28 protein-coding genes are annotated in these 26,744 nt (G+C 47.3%); 26 read left to right on the top strand and 2 right to left on the bottom strand.

Translation table 11 applies throughout. The annotated features are described in order from the left end of the window. Positions 1–166: 166 nt before the first annotated feature. The gene (locus EKM87_RS03585; protein ID WP_125681930.1) at positions 167–1,291 is read left to right on the top strand and encodes a zinc-ribbon domain-containing protein; all 1,125 of its coding nucleotides are present in this window, start codon (positions 167–169) and stop codon (positions 1,289–1,291) included. Between the two features lie 81 nt (positions 1,292–1,372). Here EKM87_RS03585 and EKM87_RS03580 read toward each other — a convergent pair whose 3' ends face one another. Continuing rightward, positions 1,373–2,077 carry a type 1 glutamine amidotransferase gene (locus tag EKM87_RS03580; protein ID WP_125681929.1) on the bottom strand — a complete coding sequence of 235 codons (705 nt, stop codon included), beginning with the start codon at positions 2,075–2,077 and terminating at the stop codon, positions 1,373–1,375. Beyond that, positions 2,074–3,423 (bottom strand): Mur ligase family protein, encoded by a 1,350-nt coding sequence (locus EKM87_RS03575; protein ID WP_125681926.1) that lies wholly within the window; start codon positions 3,421–3,423, stop codon positions 2,074–2,076. Before EKM87_RS03575 ends, EKM87_RS03580 begins: the two co-directional genes overlap by 4 nt. Before the next feature lie 207 nt (positions 3,424–3,630). On the opposite strand from EKM87_RS03575, the gene EKM87_RS03570 reads away from it, so the two are divergent. The 25 genes from EKM87_RS03570 (at position 3,631) to EKM87_RS03450 (ending at position 26,573) form a co-directional block, all read left to right on the top strand. Next, complete coding sequence (locus EKM87_RS03570; RefSeq protein WP_125681924.1) at positions 3,631–4,215, top strand: thymidine kinase; 585 nt, start codon at positions 3,631–3,633, stop codon at positions 4,213–4,215. 167 nt (positions 4,216–4,382) lie between these two features. Then, positions 4,383–5,468, top strand: a complete 1,086-nt coding sequence (prfA, locus tag EKM87_RS03565) for a peptide chain release factor 1 (protein WP_125681922.1) — start codon at positions 4,383–4,385, stop codon at positions 5,466–5,468. Further along, the gene (gene prmC, locus EKM87_RS03560; RefSeq protein WP_125681920.1) at positions 5,461–6,297 is read left to right on the top strand and encodes a peptide chain release factor N(5)-glutamine methyltransferase; all 837 of its coding nucleotides are present in this window, start codon (positions 5,461–5,463) and stop codon (positions 6,295–6,297) included. Before prfA ends, prmC begins: the two co-directional genes overlap by 8 nt. A 29-nt stretch (positions 6,298–6,326) precedes the next feature. Then, complete coding sequence (locus EKM87_RS03555) at positions 6,327–7,346, top strand: L-threonylcarbamoyladenylate synthase (RefSeq protein WP_125681918.1); 1,020 nt, start codon at positions 6,327–6,329, stop codon at positions 7,344–7,346. 77 nt (positions 7,347–7,423) lie between these two features. Further along, the gene (gene glyA, locus EKM87_RS03550) at positions 7,424–8,665 is read left to right on the top strand and encodes a serine hydroxymethyltransferase (RefSeq protein ID WP_125681916.1); all 1,242 of its coding nucleotides are present in this window, start codon (positions 7,424–7,426) and stop codon (positions 8,663–8,665) included. 93 nt (positions 8,666–8,758) lie between these two features. Next, complete coding sequence (upp, locus tag EKM87_RS03545) at positions 8,759–9,394, top strand: uracil phosphoribosyltransferase (RefSeq protein WP_125681914.1); 636 nt, start codon at positions 8,759–8,761, stop codon at positions 9,392–9,394. Positions 9,395–9,734: 340 nt separating this feature from the next. Continuing rightward, positions 9,735–10,454, top strand: coding sequence for a F0F1 ATP synthase subunit A (atpB, locus tag EKM87_RS03540; protein ID WP_125681912.1), 720 nt, complete (start codon positions 9,735–9,737; stop codon positions 10,452–10,454). Positions 10,455–10,491: 37 nt separating this feature from the next. Continuing rightward, entirely contained in the window at positions 10,492–10,704 is a 213-nt protein-coding gene (atpE, locus tag EKM87_RS03535; protein ID WP_048732192.1) for a F0F1 ATP synthase subunit C, read from the top strand. Positions 10,705–10,759: 55 nt separating this feature from the next. After that, on the top strand, positions 10,760–11,275 hold the full coding sequence (atpF, locus tag EKM87_RS03530; protein WP_125681910.1) for a F0F1 ATP synthase subunit B: 516 nt from the start codon (positions 10,760–10,762) through the stop codon (positions 11,273–11,275). Further along, positions 11,265–11,807 carry an ATP synthase F1 subunit delta gene (atpH, locus tag EKM87_RS03525; RefSeq protein WP_125681908.1) on the top strand — a complete coding sequence of 181 codons (543 nt, stop codon included), beginning with the start codon at positions 11,265–11,267 and terminating at the stop codon, positions 11,805–11,807. The genes atpF and atpH overlap by 11 nt, the downstream gene beginning before the upstream one ends. 30 nt (positions 11,808–11,837) lie before the next feature. After that, a complete protein-coding gene (gene atpA / locus EKM87_RS03520) occupies positions 11,838–13,379 on the top strand; it encodes a F0F1 ATP synthase subunit alpha (protein ID WP_125681906.1) in 1,542 nt (513 codons plus the stop codon). A 29-nt stretch (positions 13,380–13,408) separates the two neighbouring features. Continuing rightward, positions 13,409–14,308, top strand: a complete 900-nt coding sequence (locus tag EKM87_RS03515; RefSeq protein WP_125681904.1) for a F0F1 ATP synthase subunit gamma — start codon at positions 13,409–13,411, stop codon at positions 14,306–14,308. Positions 14,309–14,330: 22 nt separating this feature from the next. Then, a complete protein-coding gene (gene atpD, locus EKM87_RS03510; RefSeq protein WP_125681902.1) occupies positions 14,331–15,746 on the top strand; it encodes a F0F1 ATP synthase subunit beta in 1,416 nt (471 codons plus the stop codon). A 13-nt stretch (positions 15,747–15,759) separates the two neighbouring features. After that, complete coding sequence (locus EKM87_RS03505) at positions 15,760–16,179, top strand: F0F1 ATP synthase subunit epsilon (protein WP_125681899.1); 420 nt, start codon at positions 15,760–15,762, stop codon at positions 16,177–16,179. A gap of 549 nt (positions 16,180–16,728) precedes the next feature. After that, positions 16,729–16,959 carry a DUF1146 family protein gene (locus EKM87_RS03500; RefSeq protein WP_125681897.1) on the top strand — a complete coding sequence of 77 codons (231 nt, stop codon included), beginning with the start codon at positions 16,729–16,731 and terminating at the stop codon, positions 16,957–16,959. A 27-nt stretch (positions 16,960–16,986) separates the two neighbouring features. Then, positions 16,987–18,294 (top strand): UDP-N-acetylglucosamine 1-carboxyvinyltransferase, encoded by a 1,308-nt coding sequence (murA, locus tag EKM87_RS03495; protein WP_125681895.1) that lies wholly within the window; start codon positions 16,987–16,989, stop codon positions 18,292–18,294. Between the two features lie 154 nt (positions 18,295–18,448). Then, entirely contained in the window at positions 18,449–19,453 is a 1,005-nt protein-coding gene (gene mreB, locus EKM87_RS03490) for a rod shape-determining protein (RefSeq protein WP_125681893.1), read from the top strand. Between the two features lie 22 nt (positions 19,454–19,475). After that, positions 19,476–19,766 carry a membrane protein insertion efficiency factor YidD gene (gene yidD, locus EKM87_RS03485; RefSeq protein ID WP_125681891.1) on the top strand — a complete coding sequence of 97 codons (291 nt, stop codon included), beginning with the start codon at positions 19,476–19,478 and terminating at the stop codon, positions 19,764–19,766. 13 nt (positions 19,767–19,779) lie between these two features. Continuing rightward, a complete protein-coding gene (locus EKM87_RS03480; RefSeq protein ID WP_125681889.1) occupies positions 19,780–20,004 on the top strand; it encodes a DUF2969 domain-containing protein in 225 nt (74 codons plus the stop codon). Between the two features lie 95 nt (positions 20,005–20,099). Beyond that, positions 20,100–21,305: an FtsW/RodA/SpoVE family cell cycle protein gene (locus tag EKM87_RS03475; protein ID WP_125681887.1), complete on the top strand. Its 1,206-nt coding sequence runs from the start codon at positions 20,100–20,102 to the stop codon at positions 21,303–21,305. A 17-nt stretch (positions 21,306–21,322) separates the two neighbouring features. Then, positions 21,323–21,625 (top strand): glycine cleavage system protein H, encoded by a 303-nt coding sequence (locus EKM87_RS03470; RefSeq protein ID WP_125681885.1) that lies wholly within the window; start codon positions 21,323–21,325, stop codon positions 21,623–21,625. A gap of 199 nt (positions 21,626–21,824) precedes the next feature. Beyond that, positions 21,825–22,676: an SPFH domain-containing protein gene (locus EKM87_RS03465; RefSeq protein WP_125681883.1), complete on the top strand. Its 852-nt coding sequence runs from the start codon at positions 21,825–21,827 to the stop codon at positions 22,674–22,676. A gap of 24 nt (positions 22,677–22,700) precedes the next feature. Continuing rightward, the gene (locus EKM87_RS03460) at positions 22,701–23,669 is read left to right on the top strand and encodes a DUF2785 domain-containing protein (RefSeq protein ID WP_125681881.1); all 969 of its coding nucleotides are present in this window, start codon (positions 22,701–22,703) and stop codon (positions 23,667–23,669) included. 74 nt (positions 23,670–23,743) lie between these two features. Next, a complete protein-coding gene (locus EKM87_RS03455; protein WP_125681879.1) occupies positions 23,744–24,886 on the top strand; it encodes a D-alanine--D-alanine ligase family protein in 1,143 nt (380 codons plus the stop codon). Positions 24,887–24,962: 76 nt separating this feature from the next. Beyond that, positions 24,963–26,573, top strand: coding sequence for a glycerophosphodiester phosphodiesterase (locus EKM87_RS03450; protein ID WP_225428386.1), 1,611 nt, complete (start codon positions 24,963–24,965; stop codon positions 26,571–26,573). Positions 26,574–26,744: the final 171 nt, after the last annotated feature.

Here is a 26,744-nt window from a genome sequence, read left to right as displayed (position 1 = left end):
TGGCGACAATCAACCTTAATATCCCGCGTGTTTTTATTGGGAATAGAAATCGCTTACAGGCAAAATGGTTAAGGAATGTGAATAAAACTGTAGCTAAACGATGTCCAGGTGTTTTATACTTAGAAGGTAATTCAAAAATAAAATGTATAAAAGGGGAAGATACTAGATGGATAATCAAACCTTGCTGCGGTTCTGTTCACAGTGTGGTCGGGAAAACGTCGAACACGGAAAGTTTTGTCCGCAATGTGGGCACAGCTTAGTTCGTGAGGGTCAACCAACGCCGCAATCTCAACCAAAACCAGAGCAACCCCAGCAATCACAGCCACAAGCAACAATGGCTCAAAATACCGCTGGGCAAGCCACGGTGGGACAAGCACAGGCTAATGAACAGACCGAACAACCACAAGCTACTCGGGAGTCACTATCACAGGCTACTGGCAATGCACAAGCAACGAGTAACCAGGTGACCCATGCTGGAAACCAAGAATTGATGTTGAATCTAACCAACTTGGGCCACATTGGCGTGTGGATTCACAACAACCTGGTGACTGCTGGGCTGGGCGTCTTGGTATTATTTCTATTATTTACATTCACAGCAGCCCACATTGTGTGGTGGCTAATTCTCTTATTAATTGTTATTTTGTATCTCGTAGCTGGCATTTATGGCACTGGTGCCACTAGGTTCGAACAAAAGGTTAACCGCTACTATCAAGACCCAGAGTATCGGACACAGTTCAACCAGAACATCCAGGCAAAGACGGCGTCGACCTTTAAACAATCAACGGCTACGGGAACGCAACCAAGTAACGGACAGGCCGGCATGGCGGTTCCAACTAACCAGGGCAGTCTGACCATGGGATTGACCGAAATTATGGTTGTCTTGGGTTCCTTAGCTGTCTTAGGTGCCATTTACGTTGGGCCCTATTTCCAAGCCTCTGAAAGTTTCTTTGGCAATTCGGCTGGTGTGAGTTTGGCCAAGACGTTACAATTTGGAAATTACTTTAGCCAGAATGCCATGACACTGTTGGTTATTTTGACGGTATTGCCAATTGTAACGTTAGTTCTGGGTATTCTGCCAAGTCGGATAGCTCGGATTATTAACATTGTGATGGCCATCATCAATGATATCGTGTATATTTTGCTGTTTAGTGAACTCTACAGTGAGATAGGCGGCGGTGTTTCCAACTCGTTCTTTAGTGCTGGATATGGTATTAGCGCTTGGATCACGATTATCGGTTGCATCGTTGTCACAGTATTTGCGTTTATTTCAGTCTTTAAAAAGCGTCAGTAAACGGCTTGTAAGTTAGACATTATCATCGTAATTAAAAAACCACTTCGGCAGACTGTTACAATCTGCTGGAGTGGTTTTTGGTTAAAACGTTGCTGGAATTGGTAAAGCTGCTTGTTGAGAAAAGTCGGCATCCGGATATTTACGTTTGAGGGCGGCCACCAAGAGGTGCTTGGCAATGTCACCGTTCCGGGTCAGGATTGGGCCATGGAAGTAGGAGCAGTAGACGTTCTTGTAAATTGCGCCTTCCGTCCCATCCTCACCGTTATTTCCTTTACCAGATACCACATTGCCTAATGGCCGTTCACCTTTACCAAGGAAGGTGATTCCCTGATGATTTTCAAATCCGTGATAGGTTTCGCCAGTTTCCTGGTTTTTGATGACAATATCCCCAATAAATCGGTGGTTATCTTGCTTGTCGGTATAGTGGTCAAGGGCCCCAATACCAGGTAGCTTTTCACCATCAGCGCCGATATAGTAGTGGCCCAATAACTGGAAGCCCCCACAGATGGCCAATAGGGGACCGTCTGACTCGATGAACTTAGTCAGCTCAGCCTTTTTCGTCTGAATGTCTTGGGAGACGATGGTTTGTTCAAAGTCTTGGCCACCGCCAAAGAAGGCGAGGTCGTAATCGGCGGCTTTAAAATCTTCTTCCAAGCTGACAATTTTAACGTTCAGCTGGACGTCCATTTGTTTGGCATAGTAGTTAAGTGCCAAAATATTACCGACATCCCCGTAAGTGTTCATGAGGTCGCCATAGAGATGAGCGACGTTTAATTCGTAGGTCATACGCCGAGTCCCTCCTTGATGTAGCCCTTTGAGGCCAAAATCTTTCGTAACTGAAGCATCGCCGTGTAGGTAGCCAGTACGTAAACGTGATCAGTGGAGACCTGTTTGATTTGGTCGACCACTTTTTCTAAGTCGGGTTCCACGATGTGATTCTCGTCGGGAATACCCGCAACCTTCAACCGGAACGTGATGTCCTTATAGCGTTCACCACCAGTGATGACGGTTGGAATTTCCCGGTTGGTTAGCTGTTCAAAGTCACCATCCCAGATCCAACTGGTGTCGATACCATCCGCATAGTTAGCATTGAGTAAACCCACCAGTGAGAAGGGGTGCGTGTCCGTGCCAATCATGTGTAGAACTTGATCTAAGCCAACGGGGTTCTTGACTAGAATGATGGTCACGTGTTTGCCATCAACGTTGATGACTTCTTGCCGACCAAAGACCTGTTCGTTCGTATCAAAGGCCTTGGCAATCAGATCAGGATCAACGCCCATGAAGCGACCGACTGAGTACGCTGCGAGTGCGTTGTAGATGTTATAAGTCCCACCGACCTGAATCTTGAAGGGATGGTTGTCAACGTCAAACTCCGAGGACGTTGGCGTTTGCTCGCCTAATTTGGTCAAGCGGTAAGTCAACTCTGGCCGGGAGAAGCCGCAGTTAGGGCAGAAGTACTTACCTTGATTACTGTAAGTCAGTGAATGGTAGTGCAGAATATGTTCACAGTTGGGACATAGCACGCCGTCCGTGTTGGGCTTAGCCTTGAAGTCACCATCTGGTTCGTTATCGAACCCATAGTATTGAATGGGATTCGGCAATTCTTTAGAGTGGAAAATAGGTGAATCGCCATTGGCAATAATCGTCGCGTTGGGAGCCAGAGCGACCCCGTCCAAAATCTTCTGATAAGTGGTGTAGATTTCACCATAACGGTCCATCTGGTCCCGGAAAATATTGGTGAAGACGAACGCCTTAGGTTCAATGTATTGGGTGACCTTGATGACGTTAGCTTCATCGACCTCTAAGACGGCCAATGGGCGCCCAGTCTTGGGGTTCTTGGCGTTCAGGAAGGTGGTCACGATTCCCTGTTCCATGTTAGAACCGGTCGGGTTCGTCAGAATAGTGGGGTACTTTTCGTGGAGAACGGAGACCGTCAGTGCGGTGGTCAGCGTTTTCCCGTTAGTTCCTGTAATAACAATAACGTCGTACTTGGCGCCCAAACTTTTCAGAATGTTGGGGTCAAGTTTTAACGTAATTTTTCCGGGGAGGGAACTCCCTCCGTGTAGAAATGTGTGGAGAAACCAGTAAGAGGATTTCCCGGCGAAGGTGGCAAAGCCGCTTCTGAATGACATGAACATTTCGCTCCTTAATCACGACAAGATTTTTTTAATATCGTACTATTGAATATCCAAGCCTTAATTCTAGCATTTTTTCAACGTTTAGGGGAGAAACCTGCCTCAATTTTGCGAAAACGCAAGGAAAGTTTGCAGGAACGACGGTCGAATTTTAAGGACTAATCAGCTATAATAGATAGAAACTGTCAAAAAGGTGGGAGTAACGTGGCGCAGCTGTTTTTTCGGTACGGTGCAATGAATAGTGGGAAGAGCATTGAAATTTTGAAGGTCGCTCATAACTATGAGGAACAAGACAAGCGAGTCATTATTATGACCAGTGGGTTAGATACGCGCGATGGCGTGGGTTACATCACCAGTCGGATTGGGCTAAAGCGGGCAGCTCGTCCAATCTTTAAGGAGACAAACCTGTATGAGGAAATTGAACGTATCGACGCAAAAGCTAACTGTGTTTTGATCGATGAAGCACAATTCTTAACCAAGGCCCACGTGTTGCAGCTGGCTAAGGTGGTTGATGAGTTGCACATCCCCGTGATGACGTTTGGTTTGAAGAATGATTTCCGTAATGAGTTGTTTGAAGGGTCTAAGTATCTGATGCTGTACGCGGATAAACTCGAAGAAATGAAGACGATTTGCTGGTTCTGTACCAAGAAGGCCATCATGAATCTCCGGTTTCATGACAATGCGCCCGTCTATGAAGGCGAACAGGTTCAAATCGGCGGTAACGAAACGTATTATCCCGTCTGCCGTCGTCACTACTTCAACCCACCAATGGATCAAATCGGCAAGTAATGCGACGACTCGGCAAGCGTGCTAGCAGCAACGTTTACGACGTGGTTGGGCCAGCTTAGCCAGAAAATGGTCGTTAGTTTGAAATGTGGATTAGTTATTTAATGTAGAAATTGTCATTGCAGATACGATTTTAATGACGCTTAAAGATATGAAAGAGGTTAAATCGAATGGATGAAATGTTTGACAAGCTCCAAGCCGTAGCGGATCGCTATGACGAGCTGAATGAATTAATCAGTGATCCTGAAGTGATTGCTGACACGCAAAAATTTATGAAACTCTCCAAAGAAGAAGGGGAGTTGCGGGAAACGGTGGACAAATATCACCAATACCAAAGCGTCACCCAGCAAATCGCTGATGACGATGAAATGCTCCGCGAAAAACTGGACGATGACATGGATGCCATGGTCAAAGAAGAGCTGAAAGATTTAAACGATCAAAAGACGAAGTTGGAAGACGACATTAAAGTCTTACTCTTACCTAAAGACCCTAACGATGATAAGAACATCATCATGGAAATTCACGGGGCTGCTGGTGGGGATGAAGCCAGTTTATTTGCTGCTGACCTCTTCAGCATGTACTCCAAGTACGCCGAACGCCAAGGGTGGTCGATTGAAGTGGTTGATGAGAATGCCACCGAAGTTGGCGGTTTCAAGGAAATCGTTTTGATGATTACCGGTGACAAGGTTTATTCCAAGCTGAAGTATGAAAACGGTGCGCACCGGGTTCAACGGGTACCCGCTACTGAATCAGCTGGTAGGGTTCACACCAGTACTGCCACTGTCGGTGTTATGCCTGAAGAAGAAGACGTTGATATCGATATTGACCCTAAGGATATTCGGACTGACGTTTATCGTTCATCCGGTGCCGGTGGCCAACATATCAACAAGACTTCTTCAGCCGTGCGGATGACCCACTTGCCAACTGGTATCGTGGTGGCCATGCAAGACGAACGATCACAACAACAAAACCGGGCCAAGGCCATGACTATTTTACGAGCCCGGGTCTACGATTACTACAAGCAACAAGAAGAGGATGCCTACAACGCTGAACGGAAGTCAGCTGTGGGGACCGGGGACCGTTCTGAACGGATTCGGACCTACAATTACCCACAAAACCGGGTGACCGATCACCGAATTGGGTTGACCTTGAACAAACTTGACCGGGTCATGAACGGTGAAATGGACGACATCATCGATGCACTGATTTTGTCTGACCAAGCCGCTAAGCTTGAAGACCTGAAGAACAATGGCTAAAGTGACTTATTTTCAGTTGCTAAAAATGGCGCAGGAACAATTGCGGTCTGCTAACCGCGATGAGAGTGCGGCCGAGTATCTGCTCCTTGAGGGACAGAACTGGCGGTATACCGAGCTGATACAGCATTACCGGGAACTGGTTCCGGTTGCTGTTCAGCAGCGGTATCGGGAGACGTTAGAACGAGTCTGTGCGGGTGAACCGGCGCAGTACGTTCTGGGACACGCCCCATTTTATGGCCGGGAATTTCACGTAACACCCGCAACTTTGATTCCACGGCAAGAGACTGAAGAGTTGGTGGCCTGGGTCCTAACCGTCCCAACACCGACGCTCAGTCTTTTGGACGTGGGAACTGGAAGTGGGGCGATTGCTGTGACCTTAAAGGCTGAACGTCCCGGGTGGCAAGTCACTGCCAGCGACATTTCAGCAGCGGCAGTACAAGTTGCCCAAACGAATGCACAAGCCCTGGCAGCACCCGTGACCTTTGTCACCGGCGATTTATTTGCACCGGTGGCTGGTGAGCGGTTTGATGTTGTGGTGTCAAATCCACCATACATTGATCGCGAAGAACTAGCTGTTATGGATGAATCTGTGAAAAAGTATGAGCCTCAGCAGGCCCTCTTTGCAGATGACCACGGCTTAGATTTTTACCGGCGCTTTGCTGCTGAACTACCGACCGTTTTGACCAAACACGGTCGGTTCTTTGCTGAAATCGGTTATCGCCAGGGCACCGCCGTTCAAGAAATTTTTGAACGGGCCTTCCCACAAGCGACAGTCACGATTCGCCAAGATATTAATGGACACGACCGGATGGTGTGTGTGCAACTTTAATTTTGTTAGATGGGAGTGTATGGATGCATATGGAAACGAAAATTTTTAAACCAAATCAAATCGATCAAGCGGCTGCAGCAATTAAAGCTGGCGAGTTGGTCGCTTTTCCCACGGAGACCGTTTACGGTTTAGGTGCCGATGCCACCAACGAGGCCGCCGTTAAGCAAGTGTATCAAGCTAAGGGCCGGCCAAGTGATAACCCGTTGATCGTTCACGTGACTGGGGTGGATCAGGTGAGAAAGTATGCCCAACCACTCCCAGCAGCTGCTGAAAAGCTGATTAAGGCCTTCTGGCCCGGCCCCCTAACATTAATTTTTGAACTTCAACCAGGGGCACTTTCCAAGTCCGTGACCGGTGGCTTGACCACCGCTGCCTTTCGTAATCCGGACAACCAGCCTACGTTGGATTTGATTCGTAAATCTGGCGTGCCACTGGTTGGCCCTTCGGCGAACACGTCGGGGAAGCCTAGTCCAACGCTGGCAGAACATGTTTATCATGATTTAAATGGTAAAATTGCCGGTATCTTAGATGATGGTCCCACTAGAGTTGGGGTGGAATCAACCGTTTTGGACATGTCTACGGACGTGCCAACCATCCTGCGTCCAGGTGGGGTGACTGAGGAACAGCTTGAAAAAGTTATCGGTACAGTACGGTCGAGCCATCATCACGTTGGTGCGGGCGAGGTTCCTAAGGCACCAGGTATGAAGTACAAGCACTACGCGCCTAACGCCCAGGTCTACATCGTCGATCACGAGGAAGACTGGCCAGCCGCCCTGACTTGGGCCGGCCAACAGGATGGTCAGGTAGGGGTCATGGCGTTAGAAGCCACGATTGCTAACGATCAACTGCCGGCTAACGCGGAGTTCTTCACGTTGGGCGCTGATATGCAGACGGCGAGTCACCAGCTATTTGCTGGGCTTCGTCACTTTGACTTGGAATCACCAGTCAAGAGTATTCTGGCACAAGGTTTTGATGATCAAGGCCTGGGGGCAGCCTACATGAATCGCTTGAATAAATCGGCTGGGCAGACTCACTTTACTAATAAATAAATTTGTAAGCCAAGTCGTGCAGTCGAAATGAATCTTTCTGGTAGAATTAATCTAATCACTGCTTAGGAGGGGTTAACATGAATTTTAAAGACCAAGATCCAGAACTATGGAACGCCATTGCGAAGGAAGAAGACCGTCAGGAGAATACGATTGAACTGATTGCTTCCGAAAACATTGTGAGTCACGCGGTCCGTGAAGCACAAGGGTCCGTTTTGACCAACAAGTATGCTGAGGGGTATCCAGGCAAACGGTATTACGGGGGTGCTCAGTACATTGACGTGGTTGAACAATTGGCCATTGACCGTGCTAAGAAGCTCTTTGGTGCCGAATATGCCAACGTACAACCTCACTCTGGTTCTCAGGCGAACCAAGCGGCCTACGCGGCGTTCCTGAAGCCTGGAGACATTATTCTAGGGATGAGCTTAGATGCTGGGGGGCATTTAACGCACGGTGCTAGTGTTAACTTCTCTGGAAAGATTTATAAAGACTATGGCTACGGGTTAAATCCTGAGACGGAATTATTAGATTACGATATGATTCGGGACATTGCGAAAAAGGTCAAGCCACAGATGATTGTGGCGGGGGCTTCAGCTTACTCACGGATCATTGACTGGCAAGCATTCCGCGATATTGCCGATGAAGTTGGGGCTTACCTGATGGTTGACATGGCCCATATCGCCGGTTTAGTCGCTTCAGGTTTGCACCCCAGTCCAGTGGGAATCGCCGATGTTGTGACGACAACGACCCACAAGACCTTACGGGGACCACGGGGGGGCTTGATCCTTTCGCAAGCTGAAAATGCTAAGCGAATTAATTCAGCCGTCTTCCCTGGGACACAAGGTGGGCCACTGGAACACGTGATTGCTGCTAAGGCGGTTGCTTTACACGAAGACCTGCAACCAGAGTTCACGCAATATTCACAGCAGATTATTGACAACGCACAGGCAATGGCCGACGAGTTCAACAAGATGGACGACGTACGGGTCATTTCTGGTGGGACAGACAACCATTTGATGACGATCGACTTAACGAAGACGCCATTGAATGGGAAACAGGCCCAAGAATTACTGGATAGCGTGATGATTACGACCAATAAGGAATCTATTCCGAACGAACCCCTGAGTCCATTTAAGACGTCTGGGATTCGCTTAGGGACGCCAGCTATCACGACTCGTGGGTTTAACGCCGACGAATGTCGTGAGGTAGCCCGGTTGATCATGCAAACCATCGAAAATGCTGAAGATGAAGCCGTCTTAAACCAGGTCCGCGAACGGGTTCAAGCTTTGACCAGCGCTCACCCACTAACAGCGTTACCATAAATTTTTAGAAAAAACGGTTTCATTTCAAATTGTATGTTCTGTCGTTGACGATACATGGTACAATTGAAAGAAATCATAAAGGAGCGTTTATTCATGGGTAAGTTTCAAGTACTCGACCACCCGTTGATTCAACACAAGCTGACAATCATTCGTAGTAAGAACTGTGGGACCCGCAGTTTCCGCGAGGTTGTTAACGAAATCTCGACTTTGATGGCATATGAAGTCTCACGTGATATGCCATTGCAAGATAAGGTAATCGAGACGCCAGTGTCTAAAATGACTGCTAAGGAGCTCTCCGGTAAGAAGGTCGCTATTGTCCCAATCCTGCGTGCTGGGATCGGAATGGTCGACGGTATCTTAGAGTTGATTCCTGCCGCTAAGGTTGGTCATATTGGGATGTATCGTGACGAAGAAACACTCCAACCCCATGAATACTTCGTAAAAATGCCATCTGACATTGATCAGCGGCAGATTTTCATTGTGGACCCAATGCTGGCCACTGGTGGTTCTGCCATCATGGCAATCGATGCCCTAAAGAAGCGTGGCGCTAGTGAAAAGAACATGAAGTTCGTTTGCTTAGTTTCCGCACCAGAAGGGGTTAAAGCATTACGGGCTGCTCATCCGGACGTGGATATCTTCACGGCCGCTTTGGACGACCACTTGAACGAAGATGGGTACATTGTACCTGGTCTCGGTGATGCCGGTGACCGTCTGTTTGGAACGAAATAAACTTTAAAGAGATTCGGCAATTTTGCCGAGTCTCTTATTTATTTGATGAATTTCGTTTTGAAAAAGTGCGCCAAATAAATCGGTTTGCAAGTGCGCGCGCAAATATTTGTTGTAACCGCTTGACAGACGGTATGAGCACTGACTTTATACAAGCTTTCGAAATTGCTTATAGGGTGAAAAATTGTTTTGTCTTTTTGTAGAATTGGTGGTATGATTTCCAGTGTATTTGAATGGAGCGCTCGCTTCGTTCACTATTCCGCATCTCTTAAGGAAATGCCTAGAGTTATCGGGAACTACTTGGGAATTGCGTTCATATAGTGTGGAAAAGAGGTGATATTCGGTGAATGGTGAACCAGTTTCAACCTTCCAATTTTTGGGACTGACATTTAGTACTGCTAACATTGTTGCCGGTTCGGTCGTTTTTCTACTGGTTGTAGCAGTCATTTTTTTCACTTCTAGAAAATTGGCCATGAAGCCAACCAAGGGGCAAAACTTCTTGGAATGGTTGATCGATTTTACCAACGGAATCCTGAAGGGATCTATACCCGCTGGCGATGTTGGTAAGTTTGGTTTGTGGGGCTTTACTTTGTTCCTCTTTCTCTTCCTATCTAACGAAATTGGGTTATTTATTCAGGTGGCGACCCGAAGTGGGGCAACGATTATGCGTAGTCCTACTTCCGATCCCATCGTAACGTTAACGTTCTCGTTAATGACGATGATGTTAGCTCAATTCGCTGGTGTGATGAAATTGGGGTACAAGGCTCACTTTACCAACTACTTGAAGCCTTTCGTGTTCTGGCTTCCGATTAGTATCTTTGAGGAATTCACGAACTTCTTGACGTTGGGTCTTCGTATCTTTGGGGTTATCTTCTCTGGCGAAATGCTGTTGGGGGTAATCTGGAATTTGGCAGTTTCACACGGTATCGTGACAATGATTGTTGCGCTGCCGATTGAAATGGCTTGGCAAGGGTTCTCCGCTTTCTTGGGAGCAATTCAAGCCTTCGTTTTCGTTACGTTGTCATCAGTTTATATTTCTCAGAAATTAGAAGTTGAGGGATAGAAAAAGGTTTATTTAATTTAAGGAGGAAACACAGATTATGGGAGCTATTGCAGCTGGTATTGCTATGTTTGGTGCCGCCATTGGTGGGGGTATCGGTGATGGTATCGTCATCTCAAAGATGCTTGAAGGTATGGTTCGTCAACCTGAATTATCAGGCCAATTACGGACGAACATGTTTATTGGGGTTGGGCTGGTTGAAGCCATGCCTATCATCTCCTTCGTTGTTGCTTTGATGGTTATGAACAAGTAGTAACAATGAATCAGTTTGGTTGTAAATATCTGATAGCAAAAGGAGGTGTCAATAGATGCTCTCACATTTAGTGATTGGTCAGACGCTCTATTACGGAGACACAATTTTCTACGTTATTTCATTTATTCTGTTAATGTGGATTATTAAAGTCCTTGCTTGGGGTCCTGTTACTAAAATGATGCAAGAACGTGCCGACAAAATCAGTAACGATATTGATTCTGCCGAAAAGTCACGGAATGATGCTGCTGGCTTAGTTCAGAAGCGTGAAGCCGCTTTGGCTAACTCACGTTCCGAAGCACAAACGATTGTGAATACTGCGAAGACCAATGGTCAACAACAGCGTGAACAAATCGTGACGCAGGCACAAGCGGATGTCCAAACATTGAAGCAAAATGCCCAAAAGGACATTGAACAAGAACGACAAGATGCTTTGTCAGATGCTCGCAACGATGTGGCAGACTTATCTATTGAGATTGCTTCCAAGATCATTCAACGAGAATTAAAGGCTGACGATCAAAAGGCATTGATTGATTCTTATATTGAAGGGTTGGGGAAGCAACATGAGTCTTAATAGGGCAACGGTAGCAAGTCGCTACTCACGAGCATTATTTGATGTGTTGTCCGAACAAGACGAACTGGAGTCAGGTTTTTCAGAATTAAAGGAACTTCGGCGTGTCTTCCAGGACAACCCACAGTTGAGCACAGTTCTCTCAGATGCTAGCCTGAAGGCCGATGAACGAGCCGCATTGCTTGAACCTTTGTTGAAGCAGGCGTCGCCCCACATCAAAAATCTGATTCAAATGACTTATGACTACGGTCGCATGGAAAACTTGGTCGACATTATCGACCAGTTCCAAGCGTTGTATGATGAAGCACACAATACGGTGTATGCCGAAGTGACAACTGCGGTGGCGCTTTCCGATGACCAATTGGCCAAGATTGAAGCCGCCTATGCTGAACGCGTGGGTGCTCAAAAAGTTATTTTGAACAGTAAAGTCGATCCTGATGTGATCGGCGGAGTTATCGTTAAGGCCGCTGATACGGTTCTTGATGGTAGCTTACGGACTAAAATTAATCGTTTACGGCAGCAACTGCTAGCATAACGAATTCGGTGATAAAGAGGTGAAACTTTCATGAGCATTAAAGCTGAGGAAATCAGTGCTCTAATTAAACAACAATTAGAAAACTACAAAGATGAAATCTCAGTTGAAGAAACTGGTACGGTTACTTACGTTGGTGATGGTGTCGCTCGGGCCCACGGTCTGAACAACGCTTTGCAAGGTGAGTTACTGTTATTTGATAACGGGGTTTATGGAATGGTCCAAAACCTCGAAGCCAGTGACGTTGGTATTGTTATCTTGGGTGATTTCACTGGAATCACTGAAGGCGATACCGTCAAGCGTACTGGCCGAATCATGGAAGTTCCCGTTGGCGATCAACTGATTGGCCGGGTTGTTAACCCATTGGGTCAACCAATCGACGGTAAAGGGGACATTTCCACGGACAAGACGCGTCCAATTGAACATAAAGCACCAGGGGTTATGGACCGGCAAGGGGTTAGCGAACCTCTACAAACCGGGATCAAGGCCATTGATGCCTTAGTTCCAATTGGTCGTGGTCAACGTGAATTGATTATTGGTGACCGGAAGACGGGTAAGTCTTCAATCGCGATTGATACGATTATTAACCAAAAAGATCAAAACATGATTTGTATCTACGTCGCAATTGGTCAGAAGGCTTCTACGGTACGTGCACAAGTTCAAACGTTGGAAAAATTCGGCGCTATGGACTACACCATCGTGGTTACTGCTAGTCCTTCTGAACCAGCACCATTACTGTACGTGGCTCCTTATGCCGGTGCAGCGATGGGTGAAGAGTTCATGCACAACGGCCAACACGTTTTGATCGTCTATGATGATTTAACCAAGCAAGCCGATGCTTACCGTGAACTTTCTCTGATTTTACGGCGTGCGCCAGGTCGTGAAGCTTACCCTGGTGATATTTTCTACACCCACTCTCGTTTACTTGAACGGGCGGCTAAGTTGAACGATGAACTTGGTGGCGGGTCAATGACTGCTTTGCCAATCATTGAAACCAAAGCTGGTGACGTTTCAGCTTATATTCCAACCAACGTTATTTCCATTACCGATGGTCAAATCTTCCTGAACAGTGATTCCTTCTATTCAGGTGTTCGGCCAGCTATGGATGCCGGGACTTCTGTTTCCCGGGTTGGTGGGGACGCTCAAATCAAGGCCATGAAGAAGGTTGCTGGGACGTTACGGTTGGACTTATCTGCTTACCGTGAACTGGAATCCTTCGCCCAATTTGGGTCTGACTTGGATGCTGCTACGCAAGCTCGTTTGGCACGTGGGGCCCGGACCGTGGAAGTCTTGAAGCAAGGCTTACATGAATCCGTTCCCGTTGCTAAGGAAGTTATTATCTTGTTTGCCTTGACCCATGGTCACTTGGACAAGCTCGAAGTTGGCGACGTTTTACGTTACCAAGACGAACTGTTCGATTACATGGACGCAAGTCATCAAGATCTCGAAGACGGTATCGTCAAGACCGGGAACTTGCCAGAAGGCGACTCCCTGGAAAAGGCCATTGCCGAATTCGACACGACGTTCCAAGCAACTGCCAAGGCCGACGATACGGCGGCCAATGCGGCTGATTAGGATACTTGAAGGAAGGATGGTGAGAAATAATGGCTGAATCAATTCATGACGTTCAACGTCGAATTAATTCCACGAAAGCTACCCGTCAGATTACGGCGGCGATGCACATGGTCTCGACCGCGAAGTTAAATAAGATTCAGAAACAAGCAGTCGGCTACCAAGACTATGTTTCTAAGGTTAAGGCTGTCGTCATGCATCTTTCGCAGTCTCATCTGTTGGATAATTCCTCAAGTAGCCTACAGTCGAACCGTCCAGTAAAGAAAACCGCATATTTGGTCATCACTTCTGATCGGGGAATGGTGGGCAGCTACAACAGTAGTGTCCTCCGTGACGCAAATGTGTTCATCAATGAACGGACACCTAACCCAAGCGACTACATGGTGTTAGCCGTTGGGGGAACTGGTGCTGACTTTTATAAGCACCGTGGTGTCAACGTTGCCTACGAATACCGTGGGGTCAGTGACGTTCCTGAGTTCAATGAAGTTCGGGAAATTGTTAAGACCGTTACCACGATGTTCAACAACGAAGTGTTCGATGAACTCTTTGTTTGTTACAACCATTTCGTTAACCGGATTTCATCTCGTTTTCGGGCTGAAAAGATGTTACCAGTCGACAAGGAAACAATGACGACTGATGCGGCAAACGATACGCAAGTGTCACCATTAACTGCTGAATACGATACGGAGCCTTCTGAAGAAGCTGTGCTCCAAGTTGTGTTACCACAATACGCTGAAAGCTTAGTTTATGGTGCTATCTTGGACGCAAAGACGGCTGAACATGCATCAAGTACCAATGCGATGCAGTCTGCCACTGATAATGCTGATGATTTGATTGGAACTCTGCAACTGCACTACAACCGTGCACGTCAAGCACAGATTACGACCGAAATCACCGAAATTACTGGTGGTCAGGAAGCCTTAAATAACTAATGACGGGAGGAATTAACGAATAATGAGTGCTGGTAAAATTGTTCAAGTTATCGGACCTGTTGTCGACGTTGAATTCCCGTTGAACGATGAATTACCTGACATCAACACCGCCCTAAACATCAAAAAAGATGATGGTAGTATCCTTGTAACCGAAGTTGCCTTGGAATTAGGTGACGGGGTTATGCGGACGATTGCCATGGACGGTACCGATGGTCTTCGCCGGGGATTGGAAGTAGAAAACACTGGTGCTTCTATTTCTGTTCCTGTTGGTGACGATACTTTAGGTCGGGTGTTCAACGTTCTCGGGGATCCAATTGACGGCGGTGCCGAATTTGGACCAGACGCAGAACGGATGCCAATTCACCGTGACGCACCAAAGTATGACGAATTAAACCCTACGACTGAAATCCTGGAAACTGGGATTAAGGTTATTGACTTGCTCGAACCTTACGTTCGTGGTGGGAAAATTGGGTTGTTCGGTGGTGCCGGTGTTGGTAAGACCGTTTTAATTCAAGAATTAATTCATAACATTGCCCAAGGCCATAACGGGATTTCCGTCTTCACCGGTGTTGGTGAACGGACTCGTGAAGGTAACGACATGTACTGGGAAATGAAAGGCTCCGGAGTTCTGAAGCAAACGGCCATGGTTTATGGTCAAATGAACGAACCTCCTGGTGCCCGGATGCGGGTTGCTTTGACTGGTTTAACGATTGCGGAATACTTCCGTGATGTTAAGGGCCAAGACGTGCTGTTGTTCATCGACAACATTTTCCGGTTCACGCAAGCCGGTTCTGAAGTTTCTGCCCTGTTGGGTCGGATTCCTTCAGCCGTTGGTTACCAACCAACGTTGGCTACTGAAATGGGTCAATTACAGGAACGGATCACGTCAACGAAGAAGGGGTCAATCACCTCTATTCAGGCCGTTTATGTGCCTGCCGATGACTACACCGACCCTGCTCCTGCTACGACCTTCGCCCATTTGGATGCAACGACTAACTTGGAACGTTCTTTGACGCAACAAGGGATCTACCCAGCCGTTGACCCATTGGCTTCTACTTCTACTGCCTTGGCTCCTGAAATCATCGGTCAAGAACACTATGAAGTTGCTACCGAAGTTCAACACGTTTTGCAACGGTACCATGAATTGCAAGATATCATCTCTATCTTAGGGATGGACGAATTATCCGATGAAGAACAAACCATCGTTAACCGTGCTCGGCGGATTCAATTCTTCTTGTCACAACCATTCTCCGTGGCTTCTCAGTTTACGGGTATGGACGGGAAGTACGTCAAGTTGGAAGACACGATTCGGAGTTTCAAGGATATTCTTGATGGTAAGTACGATGACTTGCCAGAAGATGCTTTCCGGAACTGTGGTGCCATTGAAGACGCCATTGCTAAAGCTAAGCAAATGAATGACGCCGTTGCCAACAACTAGGGAGGGATTCTAATTGGCTGATAATCAATCAGTGTTATCTGTTAGTATCGTTACCCCTGATGGCCAGGTGTATGAAGAGAACGGCGATATGCTTGTCGTTAAGACGACTATTGGTGAATTAGGTATTTTGCCTAATCACGTTCCCTTGATTGCGTCACTCGTTGTCGATGAGGCACGGGTTAAGCACGGAGATAATGAAGATGAAATTGCCGTTAACGGTGGATTTATCGAATTCTCTGACAACGTGGCGACCATTGTTGCAGACAGTGCGGAACGTCAAGACGATATTGACGTTAACCGGGCGGAAGATGCTCGGAAGCGGGCTGAAGCAACGATTAAGAAGGCTCAGGAAGCTCACGATACCGACACCCTTGCACGGGCAGAGGTTGCTTTACGGCGAGCTGTCAACCGGATCAACGTTGCCAAGCACTAAAAAAGTTAATGTTTCTTTGAAACGTTAGCAAGCGGTTCTCCCAATTGGGAGGCCGCTTTTTTAGTCTCATTTTTTTGGTGCAGGGTCGTGCTGGGGGCACCGCCGGTTAATTTTGGCAGGTTTTACTACCAAGAGTGAGCTTGAAAATTAGCTGTTCATACTACTTGGTAACTGTCAAAATGGTTTAGCTTACATTGTCAGCTGGCAGTATCCGCTGACCTAGAGTTGGTTAATACCCTTATGACTTTTAAGGCGTTAGATGCTTTTACACTGGGGCTGTGGCGTGGGGACGTAGTCAGCAGATGTTGACCTTGCAGACTTTGAACCGTGATTTTTGACTGATTAAGTCGGGTAAAAATATGGTTGAATGAATCATGGTTTAGCCCCGAAAGGCTTAAGGCTTTTTTAGGTTAGTCCAAGGGATATGTTAATTAATAAGCTTAACCAGACCAAATGTAATATTACAAACGCCGATTTTATGGGAATCTCAAGGACAAGGGTGAGAATTTATGCTATAGTTAGTGGGAATGTTTAGGAAGGATTGAGGTAATGAGACTCATCGGGCTACAGGGTATCTTAACAATTGTCAGTCATTTATCGTTTATTGCTTTGGCTTTTTGGGCAATATCAGCGCTCCATATTGAGCGCTTAATGACTTTTTACCCCCGTCAATCTCGCGTACTGATCGTGATGTTAGCGGTTGCCATTGGATTTGGGTGTAGCTCATTCTTCTTAGACTTCATCGATAACGTTCGTAACCTGGGCTACCTGTTACGGTAGACCCTTAATAATCTTTGGAGGTATCCCATGGAAAAAATTATCGTTCATGGTGGGAACCGCTTAACTGGTGTGGTCCATATTGAAGGGGCCAAGAATGCCGTTTTGCCTATTTTAGCTGCGTCTATTCTTGCCTCAGAGGGCATCACTCACTTAGCAAATGTTCCGGTTTTGTCAGATGTTTATACGATGAACAAGGTCTTACGCTTCCTGAACTTGAAAGTTGATTTTAACGAAGGTAAGCGTGAAGTCACCATTGATGCTACTAAACAAGTATCTAGTGAAGCACCATTCGAGTATGTCTCGAAGATGCGCGCTTCAATCGTTGTCATGGGGCCATTATTGGCTCGCTTGGGTCATGCCCGGGTTGCGTTACCAGGTGGTTGTGCCATTGGTACGCGACCAATCGATTTGCACTTGAAGGGTTTAGAAGCCCTGGGCGCTCGAATTGAACAGCATGATGGCTATATTGAAGCTTTTGCCGATCGTTTGCAGGGAACTCACATCTACTTGGACTTCCCAAGTGTTGGTGCGACCCAAAACATCATGATGGCTGCTTGCCTCGCTGAGGGGACGACTGTCATCGATAACGTTGCCCGTGAACCTGAAATCGTTGATTTAGCTAACATCCTGAACAAAATGGGTGCTAACGTCCGCGGTGCTGGGACTGAAACACTGCGGATCGATGGGGTTGCTAAGATGCACGGCGCTGAACACAGTGTGGTTCAGGACCGAATCGAAGCAGGAACCTTCATGGTCGGTGCCGCTGTGACCCACGGAAACGTGTTGATCAAGGACGGTATCGTTGAACATAACAAGCCTTTGATTTCTAAGATGCAAGAGATGGGCGTTCAGGTTACCGAAGAGCCCGGTGGTATTCGGGTTATCGGACCAGAACACCTAGAAGCAACGGATGTCAAGACGTTGCCTTACCCTGGGTTCCCAACTGACATGCAACCACAAATGACGGTTCTACAATTGGCCGCTGGTGGAACCAGTACCATGACGGAAACCGTGTTTGAAAATCGGTTCATGCATTTGGAAGAACTTCGGCGGATGAACGCGCAGTACCAAGTTAATGGCCGGACGGTCGTTATGCACGGTCCAACTGACTTTAACGGTGCTGAAGTGGCAGCTACTGATTTACGAGCAGCCGCAGCCTTAGTTCTGGCTGGGTTAGTCGCTGACGGGTATACTCAGGTTACCAACTTGAAGTACTTAGATCGCGGTTACTATGACTTCCACAAGAAGTTAGCCGCCCTCGGTGCTGAGATCAAGCGGGTCTCCGTACCGGATAACGATGCGGTAGTTTTAAAGAACTCCCACGTAAATAACTAGCAATCATTTAGAGGTGGCGCAATCAGCCGCCTTTTTATTTTGGTAAGGTCGCCGTAAATTGGCTGTATCCTGTGAGAAACCATTTAGAGTTCGGGCCGTTTATGGTATAATGAAATGTTGAAAATTGGCAGAAAAATCAGGAGGACACATAAGTATGGCGAAAGATATTGGAATTGATCTGGGTACTGCGAACGTTTTAATCTTCGTGGTCGGCAAGGGTATTGTATTAAATGAACCATCCGTCGTTGCAATTGACACGAAGACTGACAAGGTTTTGGCAGTGGGTTCAGAGGCTTACCGGATGGTTGGCCGGACTCCTGGTAACATTCGGGCAATTCGTCCGTTAAAGGATGGGGTCATTTCTGATTTCGATATTACCGAAGCTATGCTCTCCTACTTTATCAATAAATTAAGCGTCAAAGGCTTCTTATCTAAGCCAAACATCATGATTTGTGCACCAACGAACATCACTGAGATTGAACGGAAGGCCATCGTTCAGGCTGCCGAAAAATCCGGTGGTGCCAAGGTCTATTTGGAAGAAGAACCAAAGGTTGCTGCTTTGGGTGCCGGGATGGACATCTTTAAGCCCAGTGGTAACATGGTGATCGATATGGGTGGGGGAACGAGTGATATCGCTATCCTTTCCTTGGGGGACATCGTTTCTAGTCGTTCAATTCGCGTTGCTGGTGACCGAATGAACTCCGAAATCGTGAACTACATGAAGCACAACCACAATTTGATTATTGGAGAACGGACGGCTGAAACGGTTAAGATTAAGATTGGGACGGCCTATCCAGAACCTGAGAATGAAAAGAAGACGATGGAAGTTCGTGGTCGCGACTCCGTGAGTGGCATGCCAACCGAAACCACCATTACGGCAGCCGAAGTGGAAATTGCTATCCATGATACGGTAGAGCAAATCGTTGCAGCGGCCAAGGCAGTTTTGGAAACGACACCGCCTGAATTAGCTGCGGACATTATTGATCGGGGAATTATGCTGACCGGTGGGGGTGCCTTACTGGATGGTATCGACAAGTTGTTCTCTGAACGCTTGACGGTTCCCGTCATCATTTCCGAAGATCCATTGGACAACGTGGCCAAAGGTGCCGGGGTCCTCTTGGAACACATGGATACCAAGACCGCTAAAGAAAATAACTAATTTGTGAAAAGGGGGGCTGGCAATGCGTCACCTATTACGCTTTCTGGTCCGGGGCTATCAGCGGTTCATTTCACCGCTATTTCCGCCGACCTGTCGGTATTATCCGACGTGTTCAAACTATATGTTGCAGGCGCTAGAGAAGCACGGGGCATTTAAGGGAAGCTTAATGGGAATTGCGCGAATTTTACGTTGCCAGCCATTTGTACGAGGTGGTATTGATCCAGTACCGGATCATTTCACTTTGAAACGTAACGTTGCAGCCGAGCGCGCTTACCGTAAGGCAATGAAATTGGATGAACCCCCCGTAAAATAAAAGGAGAGTTGGCATGAGTAAACGAGAAAAATCAGTCCAAGTCACAATCGATGAACAGAAACTACCAGATGGCGGCAGTATGTCCGTCTTAAAAATCGGAACCGAAACCATCGGGACCGTTACACCGGATGAAGATCGGTTTGAGGCCCAATTGAACGATGGGGACGTCTACCGGGTCAAGTCCGTTGACGAAGGTGTTGAGCTCCTGTTACGGGACTATCACCTGCATCGCGGTTAATAAATTTTAGTAAAGTTGGCCGGAGCGAAACGATGAATTTCACTTCGGCCTTTATAATTAAGACAAATCTTAGTTTTGATTAAGGAGCAATCATTGTGGCAAAGAATGCGACAGAAAAGCGGGGCGACAGCGAGTCACGCATCGACTGGGGGATCATCTTTTGTATCCTGATGTTGGCGTTGATTGGGTTAGCTTCCATCTACGTGGCGGCGACCCACGACAGTAGTGCAACCAGTATTACTTCCGCCGTGGTATCCCAGTTAGCTTGGTACGTGATTGGAACCGTCGCCATCATTATTATTATGCAATTTGATTCAGAGCAACTTTGGAAGGTGGCGCCAGTTCTATATGGACTAGGAATCTTTCTGCTCATTGCGGTGCTGGTCTTCTACAGTCGTGCGTATTTTGCGAATACCGGTGCGCGGAGTTGGTTTGCGATTGGTTCACTAACCTTTCAGCCATCTGAAGTCATGAAACCAGCTTTTATCTTAATGCTGGCGCGAGTGGTTACCGAACATAATAATCAATTTCCAATACATGAAGTGCGGTCTGATTGGTTACTGATTGGGAAATTGATTCTCTGGACGTTACCGGTAGCGGTGCTATTGAAACTTCAAAATGACTTTGGGACCATGTTAGTGTTCTTCGCCATCGTTGGTGGGGTCATCTTGGTTTCTGGCATCACTTGGAAGATTATCGCACCAGCGTTTAGTGCCATTGCCGTAGTCGGTGGTGGGGCGTTAGCTTTAGTCACCACGGACGGTGGGCGTCAGATCCTGGAGAAATTTGGGTTCCAGGCCTATCAATTCTCTCGAGTCGACACCTGGTTACATCCTGCTCAAGATACATCTAATGAAGGCTACCAGCTCTGGCAGAGTATGAAGGCCGTGGGTTCCGGGGGAATCTTCGGAACGGGATTCAACGTCTCACACGTGTACGTGCCAGTTCGTGAGTCCGATATGATTTTTTCCGTGATTGGTGAAAATTTCGGTTTTATCGGCGGCTGTGTTTTGATTTTCCTGTACTTCCTCTTGATTTATCAAATGATTCGGGTCACGTTTGATACTAAGAATGTATTCTATGCTTACATTTCAACTGGGGTCATTATGATGATTCTCTTCCACGTGTTTGAAAACATTGGGATGAGTATTGGGCTCCTACCATTGACTGGTATTCCGTTACCATTCGTCAGTCAAGGGGGATCCGCGTTGATTGGGAACCTGATTGGGATTGGCTTAATCATGTCAATGCGGTATCATTATAAGAGTTACATGTTTAGTCGTAATGAATCGTTTAAGTAGAAGGAGAATGTTTACACATGAGTGAAATGGTAAAGTATTTCTGGACCAAGGCTGTTAACGATGGTACGAGAATTGGTTTGACCTCTGAAGGCCAAGACGAATTAGGGACGGTTAAGTTTGCGAAGTTGCCCGAAGTGGGGGACGACGTGAAGAAGGGTGAAAACCTGTTAAGCGTTGAAGCTGACAAAGCGGTTTCTGATATTCCTAGCCCAGTTTCTGGTAAAGTAACTGCCGTTAACTCTGCCTTAGCAAGCGATTTCGATGCCTTAAACGGTAGCGATATCGATGCAGCTTGGTTTGTTGACGTTCAAGAAAACTAGGGTCATCGATTGATAAGCCGGTCGGACTCCCCATTGGGGGTCCGACCGGCTTATTTGTGCTAAAATATGTAACCTTCTTAGGGGTTTCGACCTGAGTCGGGTATAATAAAGAGGACCAGCCTAGTTGTGACTTTAGTCACAGCTAGTTTGAAGCGTGGAAGTTAATTGACTTAAAATCAAGGGGAATGGAGTGAGTCACATGGCAGAGAAGAATGTGTTTCACATTAATGGGTATTTAGGCCTCATTATTGTTTTGGCGCTGTTGGTTGTCAGTGGGTATTTGTTTGCAACGGCTCAGTTGATCGTGTTAGCGGTCATTCTGATTTTTGTGGCAATTCTGGCTGCTAGTAGTCTGACGATTATTAGTCCCAATCAGTCAAAGGTGCTGACCTTCTTTGGTCGGTATATTGGGACGATTCGGGAAGCCGGCTTGTACTTGACCGTTCCGTTGACAAATAAGGCAACGGTGTCCTTACGGGTCCGGAACTTCAACAGTGCGATTCTGAAGGTCAATGATCTTCAAGGAAATCCCGTTGAAATTGCCGCTGTAATCGTGTTTAAAGTTGTGGACACCAGTAAGGCATTATTTGCTGTCGAAGACTACGAACAATTCGTTGAGATTCAAAGCGAGTCGGCCATTCGACACGTGGCTTCAGAGTACGCGTACGATAACTTTGGGGATGGGGAAGCGTTAACGTTACGAAGCAATCCAACGGAAGTTTCCAATCATTTGACCGAGGAACTGCAAGAACGCTTAAACGTTGCCGGCGTTCAAATTATGGAGACGCGGTTAACCCACTTGGCTTATGCGACTGAGATTGCGTCGGCCATGTTGCAACGGCAACAGTCACAAGCTATTTTATCTGCTAGAAAGATTATTGTGGAAGGGGCCGTTTCCATCACAGAAGGCGCCATTGAACGACTTTCGGCGGAAACTAGTCTGAACTTAACCGACAATCAAAAAATTCAACTGATCAATAACATGATGGTTTCAATTATCAATGAACGTGGCTCTCAACCGGTGATCAATACCGGTAAGATTGCCGAATAGGTTTAAATTAATGGAGGATGCTTGATGGATGAACAGATAGGAACGTTAATGCAGGAACTTGCCGCACTCAATGACCAGGTCAGAGGTGGGGATATTTATCAATCCCTCAGCACGCGATTAGGCAAACTGATGGATGATATTCACCGTCGCCGGCGAACGGCGGTCACATTGCCGGATGACGACGATGGCGTCGCTGCCATTTTGACGGGGATGCGGCATCAATTAGAAGAAAACGTTCCGGTGACACTGACGGGTGAAAAACTAGACCTGTTATTAGCACATCTGTCTTCCACTGATCCCAAGGTACGTTACGAGGGCATCAACTTCACTGTCTATGACGCGCTACAACAGGATGCGTTTGATTCCAGTCAGATGAAGGTTTTGCTGGAGAGTCTCCAGAACCCAGACGGACTATTTAACCATATTTTGGAGCCCGCTAACGTGGGTGTCTTTGGCCGAGCTGCTCGCGTGGCAATGTTGGCGGCGATTCTGCACTTTGTGCCAGCTGATAACTACGGGGAACAGGAACTTCGCCATACGGTCCTATTAGCGGCCACATACATTTGCTTGGAGACCGATACACGAGGCTTCGTGAACCAACAGGGCTGGGCGCATGCCTTCTCCGCTGCGACGGACCTACTAGCAGTGCTGGCCGGGAATGAATCGCTCCCCCGTGCTGATAAACTATTTCTGATGATGACCTTGTTGGAGCGAATTAAACGACTGAATACGCCGTTGATCTACGGGGAAAATGACCGGATGGCGACGTACTTCGTTGAATTGGTGAACCGCCATCCACTTTACGAGGAGGCGTTCCTGTTGTCCTTGAAGCAATGGCGGCAGCGAGTTGCGATGCACCGTCGTCCAGACACCATTGCTGGCTGGAATCGGTTCTTTAACCGGAAACGGCTCCTGGATGCGTTAAGGCTTCATGGCGACCTCCCCAAGAGTATTCACGATTATTTGAATTCATCCATCGATTTTTTAGGGTAATTTCATTCTAAATTATTTTGAGAAATGGTATACTGAAGGCTAACCGAAATATACGAGATAGGATGAGTGACAAAATGGATACAAAATCAAAGCTACACGTAGGTCTATTATTCGGTGGAAATTCCTCTGAACATGATGTTTCGAAGCGTTCGGCTCATAACATCTATGATGCAATGGATAAGGACCGCTACGACGTTAGTTTATTCTTGTTGACGCGTGATGGGTTCGTTCTGAGTGACGAAGCTTCCCGGCGCGTATTTGATGGCGAGGATGAATTAGAAGTTGCGGCCGAGGAACAAACGAAGGTAGACGCTGCAAACCCATTGGCACCCATTTGGAATTTATCCCAAGCAAAGAACATTGATGTCTTCTTCCCAATCATTCATGGTAACTTGGGTGAAGACGGCACGATTCAAGGACTTTTCCGTCTGCTGAAAAAGCCCTTTGTCGGGAGTGGCGTCTTGGCATCAGCCGTGTCGTTTGATAAGGATATGACCAAGCAAGTCTTGACGGCACATGGTATCCGGAACACGAAGTACCTTGTGTTGACCCCTGAGAATCGCGCAGACTTTGACTACGCAACCGTTCAAGCTAAATTGGGCGATAACGTCTTCATCAAGCCTGCTAACCAGGGATCTTCTGTGGGGATTCATAAGGCTGGTAACGAACAAGAATTTGAAGATGGTATCGAAGATGCCTTCCGGTATGACTTTAAGGTCTTAGTGGAACAGACTATCGATGGTCCTGAAGAAGTTGAAATTTCCATTTTGGGGAACGAAAAGCCGCTGGCTTCTAAGCTGGGTGCAATTCGGGTACCTAAGTCGGACGTTTTCTACGACTACAACAACAAGTTCGTTGATGCCAGTGGTGTGACCTTCGAGGTTCCCGTAACGTTGCCAGAAGACCTGACCAAGGAAATTACGCAAATGGGTCTGCAAACTTACGCTGCTTTAGGGCTTAAGGGAATGGCACGAATCGACTACTTGGTTTCCAAGGATGGCGTGCCCTACGTAGGTGAGGTCAACACCTTACCTGGGTTCACGAACATCAGTCTGTACCCACAATTGTGGCAGGCAACGGGTATTAGCTACGAGGACTTGATCGACCGGTTGATTTCATATGCCATGAACGAATTCAATTACCAAGATGAATTGGCTTATGATTTCATCCCATTGGACGACAACTCAGCGGCTTCTACTTACAAGCCTAAGAACTAGATTACCTGTTAGTCGGTAGCGAACGGAGACGTTCCTACCGGCTTTTTTTGAACAATTGAAGGGGGAGGTATGAAACGTGCATAAATGGTGGCAAGAATTACGACGGAGTTGGCAGTTTGGTCTTGTGAATCCGGGGTTACTGTCAGGTTGGTTGGGGTTGGCTTTAGGTGGGCTAGGCCTGCGATTGATGGGGCAGCTACCAAGCGCTGGCTGGTTAGCAATCATCGTGGCTATTTTGACAGGGGCACTAGCGGCATGTCAGCTGACCCGGCTGGCGTTGGCATTGGTGATGGGCCGGGTGCCACGCTGGCGGTTAACCGGACACTTGGTTGCTAAATATTGGTTGAGATGGGTCAGTGGTTTACTCGCACTAGCAGTGTTGGCTTTGCCATTTGGTATGTGGGGGTTGGGTAGCCGGTTCTTTGTGCAATTACCCTTACCTGCCGACTGGATTAACTTTGTTGGCCTAAATCGTCGCCCGGTCTTGACGGTTGCTGCGCTGATTTACTGTGGGCTGGCGGGTTACTTTCTGTTACGGGGGCCGGTACACTTTCGGCGTGTTTTACCAACTGGAGCTCAGCCGGGAACGGTTAAACAGATGGCTGCGGGTCTCGGCGTTAGTGCAGCTCTTAGTGGCCTCTGGCTGATAGGGTCGGAGGTATTAGTCGTGCTCAACCGGGACTTAGCGGTGAGTCGGGGAGTTGCTCACTGGTTGTTGCGTGGCTCCCTCGCCGTAGTTCTGCTGGGGTACTTGATAGGAGTGGGCTTACTGACGGTGACCCTGGTATGGTGCTGGTGTGGTCAACCGGTCGTTTCCGGGCAGACGAAGCCAACGACCAGATTGTGGTCGCAGGTAAGCCTAGTTCTGCTGGTAGGGGCAGCTATCGGTGGGGTGGTTTGGCAGACAGTTCAGCAGCAGCCACAGTTTGCCCGAACGCTGACCATCAGTCACCGTGGCGTTGACCAGGGAGTTGGCGTGCAGAATACGTTGGGGGCACTCCGACACGTTCAGCGACGTCATCCGGATTACGTTGAAATGGACCTCCATGAAACGCGGGATCATAACTGGGTCGTGCTCCATGATGAAAATTTGCGGGTCTTAGCCAAGCGAAACGTCACGCCACATCAATTGACACAGGCACAGCTAGAACGGCTGGTGGTGCACGAGAACGGCTATCAGGACCATTTGGTGGACTGGCCGACCTATTTACGAACGGCCGAGCGGCTCCATCAAAAATTACTGATTGAAATTAAGACGACCTCGCAGGACTCACCGGGGATGGTAGCTCGTTTTGCGAAAACGTATGGTTCTCGATTGATCACAGATCATGATGCCGTCCATTCATTGGATTACCGTGTCGTTCGTCAGTTGCGACAACGGGCCCCTCAGTTACGGGTAGGCTATATTACGCCCTTCAACTGGGTGGCGCCCCGGTCAGTCCCAGCCGATTTTTATTCTTTTCAGCAGATTTCGGTTAGTCATCAATTTGTTCGGGCGGCGCATACTTTGGGCGCGTCAGCTTATGTCTGGACGCCAGACTCGGTTTCAGCAATGACGCGAAGCTGGGCTTTGGGGGCCGATGGTCAAATTACCAATGAGGTGAGTCGATTGCAGCGGGTTTTGGCGGATGAATCATGGCGTGCTAATTGGGCAGTCCTACAAAACTTCATTTTTAGTTACGCATAGATTGTTGGATAATCAATTGAATGGGTAATATACGAACTTAGACAATTAATATTTTGAATAAATTCGGACTAATCGTGACTAATTATAAATTTATTTGTAGTGAAATGAAGAAACGGCCTAGACAGATTAGAGTTCTTTCATAATCTAGTATATTGCTTGTAATCCCTTAGA

The organism is Levilactobacillus yonginensis, from assembly GCF_003946265.1.
Lineage (GTDB): Bacteria > Bacillota > Bacilli > Lactobacillales > Lactobacillaceae > Levilactobacillus > Levilactobacillus yonginensis.
Note: the sequence above shows the minus strand (reverse complement) of the source record. Positions and strands in the feature narration are given on the sequence as shown.

Coding starts and splice junctions, on each gene's coding strand:
- EKM87_RS03455 (WP_125681879.1), top strand. CDS start 23,744: ATGGATACAAAATCAAAGCTACACGTAGGTCTATTATTCGGTGGAAAT.
- atpE (WP_048732192.1), top strand. CDS start 10,492: ATGGGAGCTATTGCAGCTGGTATTGCTATGTTTGGTGCCGCCATTGGT.
- atpH (WP_125681908.1), top strand. CDS start 11,265: ATGAGTCTTAATAGGGCAACGGTAGCAAGTCGCTACTCACGAGCATTA.
- EKM87_RS03465 (WP_125681883.1), top strand. CDS start 21,825: ATGGCAGAGAAGAATGTGTTTCACATTAATGGGTATTTAGGCCTCATT.
- EKM87_RS03460 (WP_125681881.1), top strand. CDS start 22,701: ATGGATGAACAGATAGGAACGTTAATGCAGGAACTTGCCGCACTCAAT.
- glyA (WP_125681916.1), top strand. CDS start 7,424: ATGAATTTTAAAGACCAAGATCCAGAACTATGGAACGCCATTGCGAAG.
- EKM87_RS03580 (WP_125681929.1), bottom strand. CDS start 2,077: ATGACCTACGAATTAAACGTCGCTCATCTCTATGGCGACCTCATGAAC.
- EKM87_RS03585 (WP_125681930.1), top strand. CDS start 167: ATGGATAATCAAACCTTGCTGCGGTTCTGTTCACAGTGTGGTCGGGAA.
- atpA (WP_125681906.1), top strand. CDS start 11,838: ATGAGCATTAAAGCTGAGGAAATCAGTGCTCTAATTAAACAACAATTA.
- murA (WP_125681895.1), top strand. CDS start 16,987: ATGGAAAAAATTATCGTTCATGGTGGGAACCGCTTAACTGGTGTGGTC.
- atpF (WP_125681910.1), top strand. CDS start 10,760: ATGCTCTCACATTTAGTGATTGGTCAGACGCTCTATTACGGAGACACA.
- EKM87_RS03515 (WP_125681904.1), top strand. CDS start 13,409: ATGGCTGAATCAATTCATGACGTTCAACGTCGAATTAATTCCACGAAA.
- EKM87_RS03470 (WP_125681885.1), top strand. CDS start 21,323: ATGAGTGAAATGGTAAAGTATTTCTGGACCAAGGCTGTTAACGATGGT.
- yidD (WP_125681891.1), top strand. CDS start 19,476: ATGCGTCACCTATTACGCTTTCTGGTCCGGGGCTATCAGCGGTTCATT.
- prfA (WP_125681922.1), top strand. CDS start 4,383: ATGGATGAAATGTTTGACAAGCTCCAAGCCGTAGCGGATCGCTATGAC.
- EKM87_RS03555 (WP_125681918.1), top strand. CDS start 6,327: ATGGAAACGAAAATTTTTAAACCAAATCAAATCGATCAAGCGGCTGCA.
- prmC (WP_125681920.1), top strand. CDS start 5,461: ATGGCTAAAGTGACTTATTTTCAGTTGCTAAAAATGGCGCAGGAACAA.
- mreB (WP_125681893.1), top strand. CDS start 18,449: ATGGCGAAAGATATTGGAATTGATCTGGGTACTGCGAACGTTTTAATC.
- EKM87_RS03480 (WP_125681889.1), top strand. CDS start 19,780: ATGAGTAAACGAGAAAAATCAGTCCAAGTCACAATCGATGAACAGAAA.
- EKM87_RS03575 (WP_125681926.1), bottom strand. CDS start 3,423: ATGTCATTCAGAAGCGGCTTTGCCACCTTCGCCGGGAAATCCTCTTAC.
- upp (WP_125681914.1), top strand. CDS start 8,759: ATGGGTAAGTTTCAAGTACTCGACCACCCGTTGATTCAACACAAGCTG.
- atpD (WP_125681902.1), top strand. CDS start 14,331: ATGAGTGCTGGTAAAATTGTTCAAGTTATCGGACCTGTTGTCGACGTT.
- EKM87_RS03500 (WP_125681897.1), top strand. CDS start 16,729: ATGAGACTCATCGGGCTACAGGGTATCTTAACAATTGTCAGTCATTTA.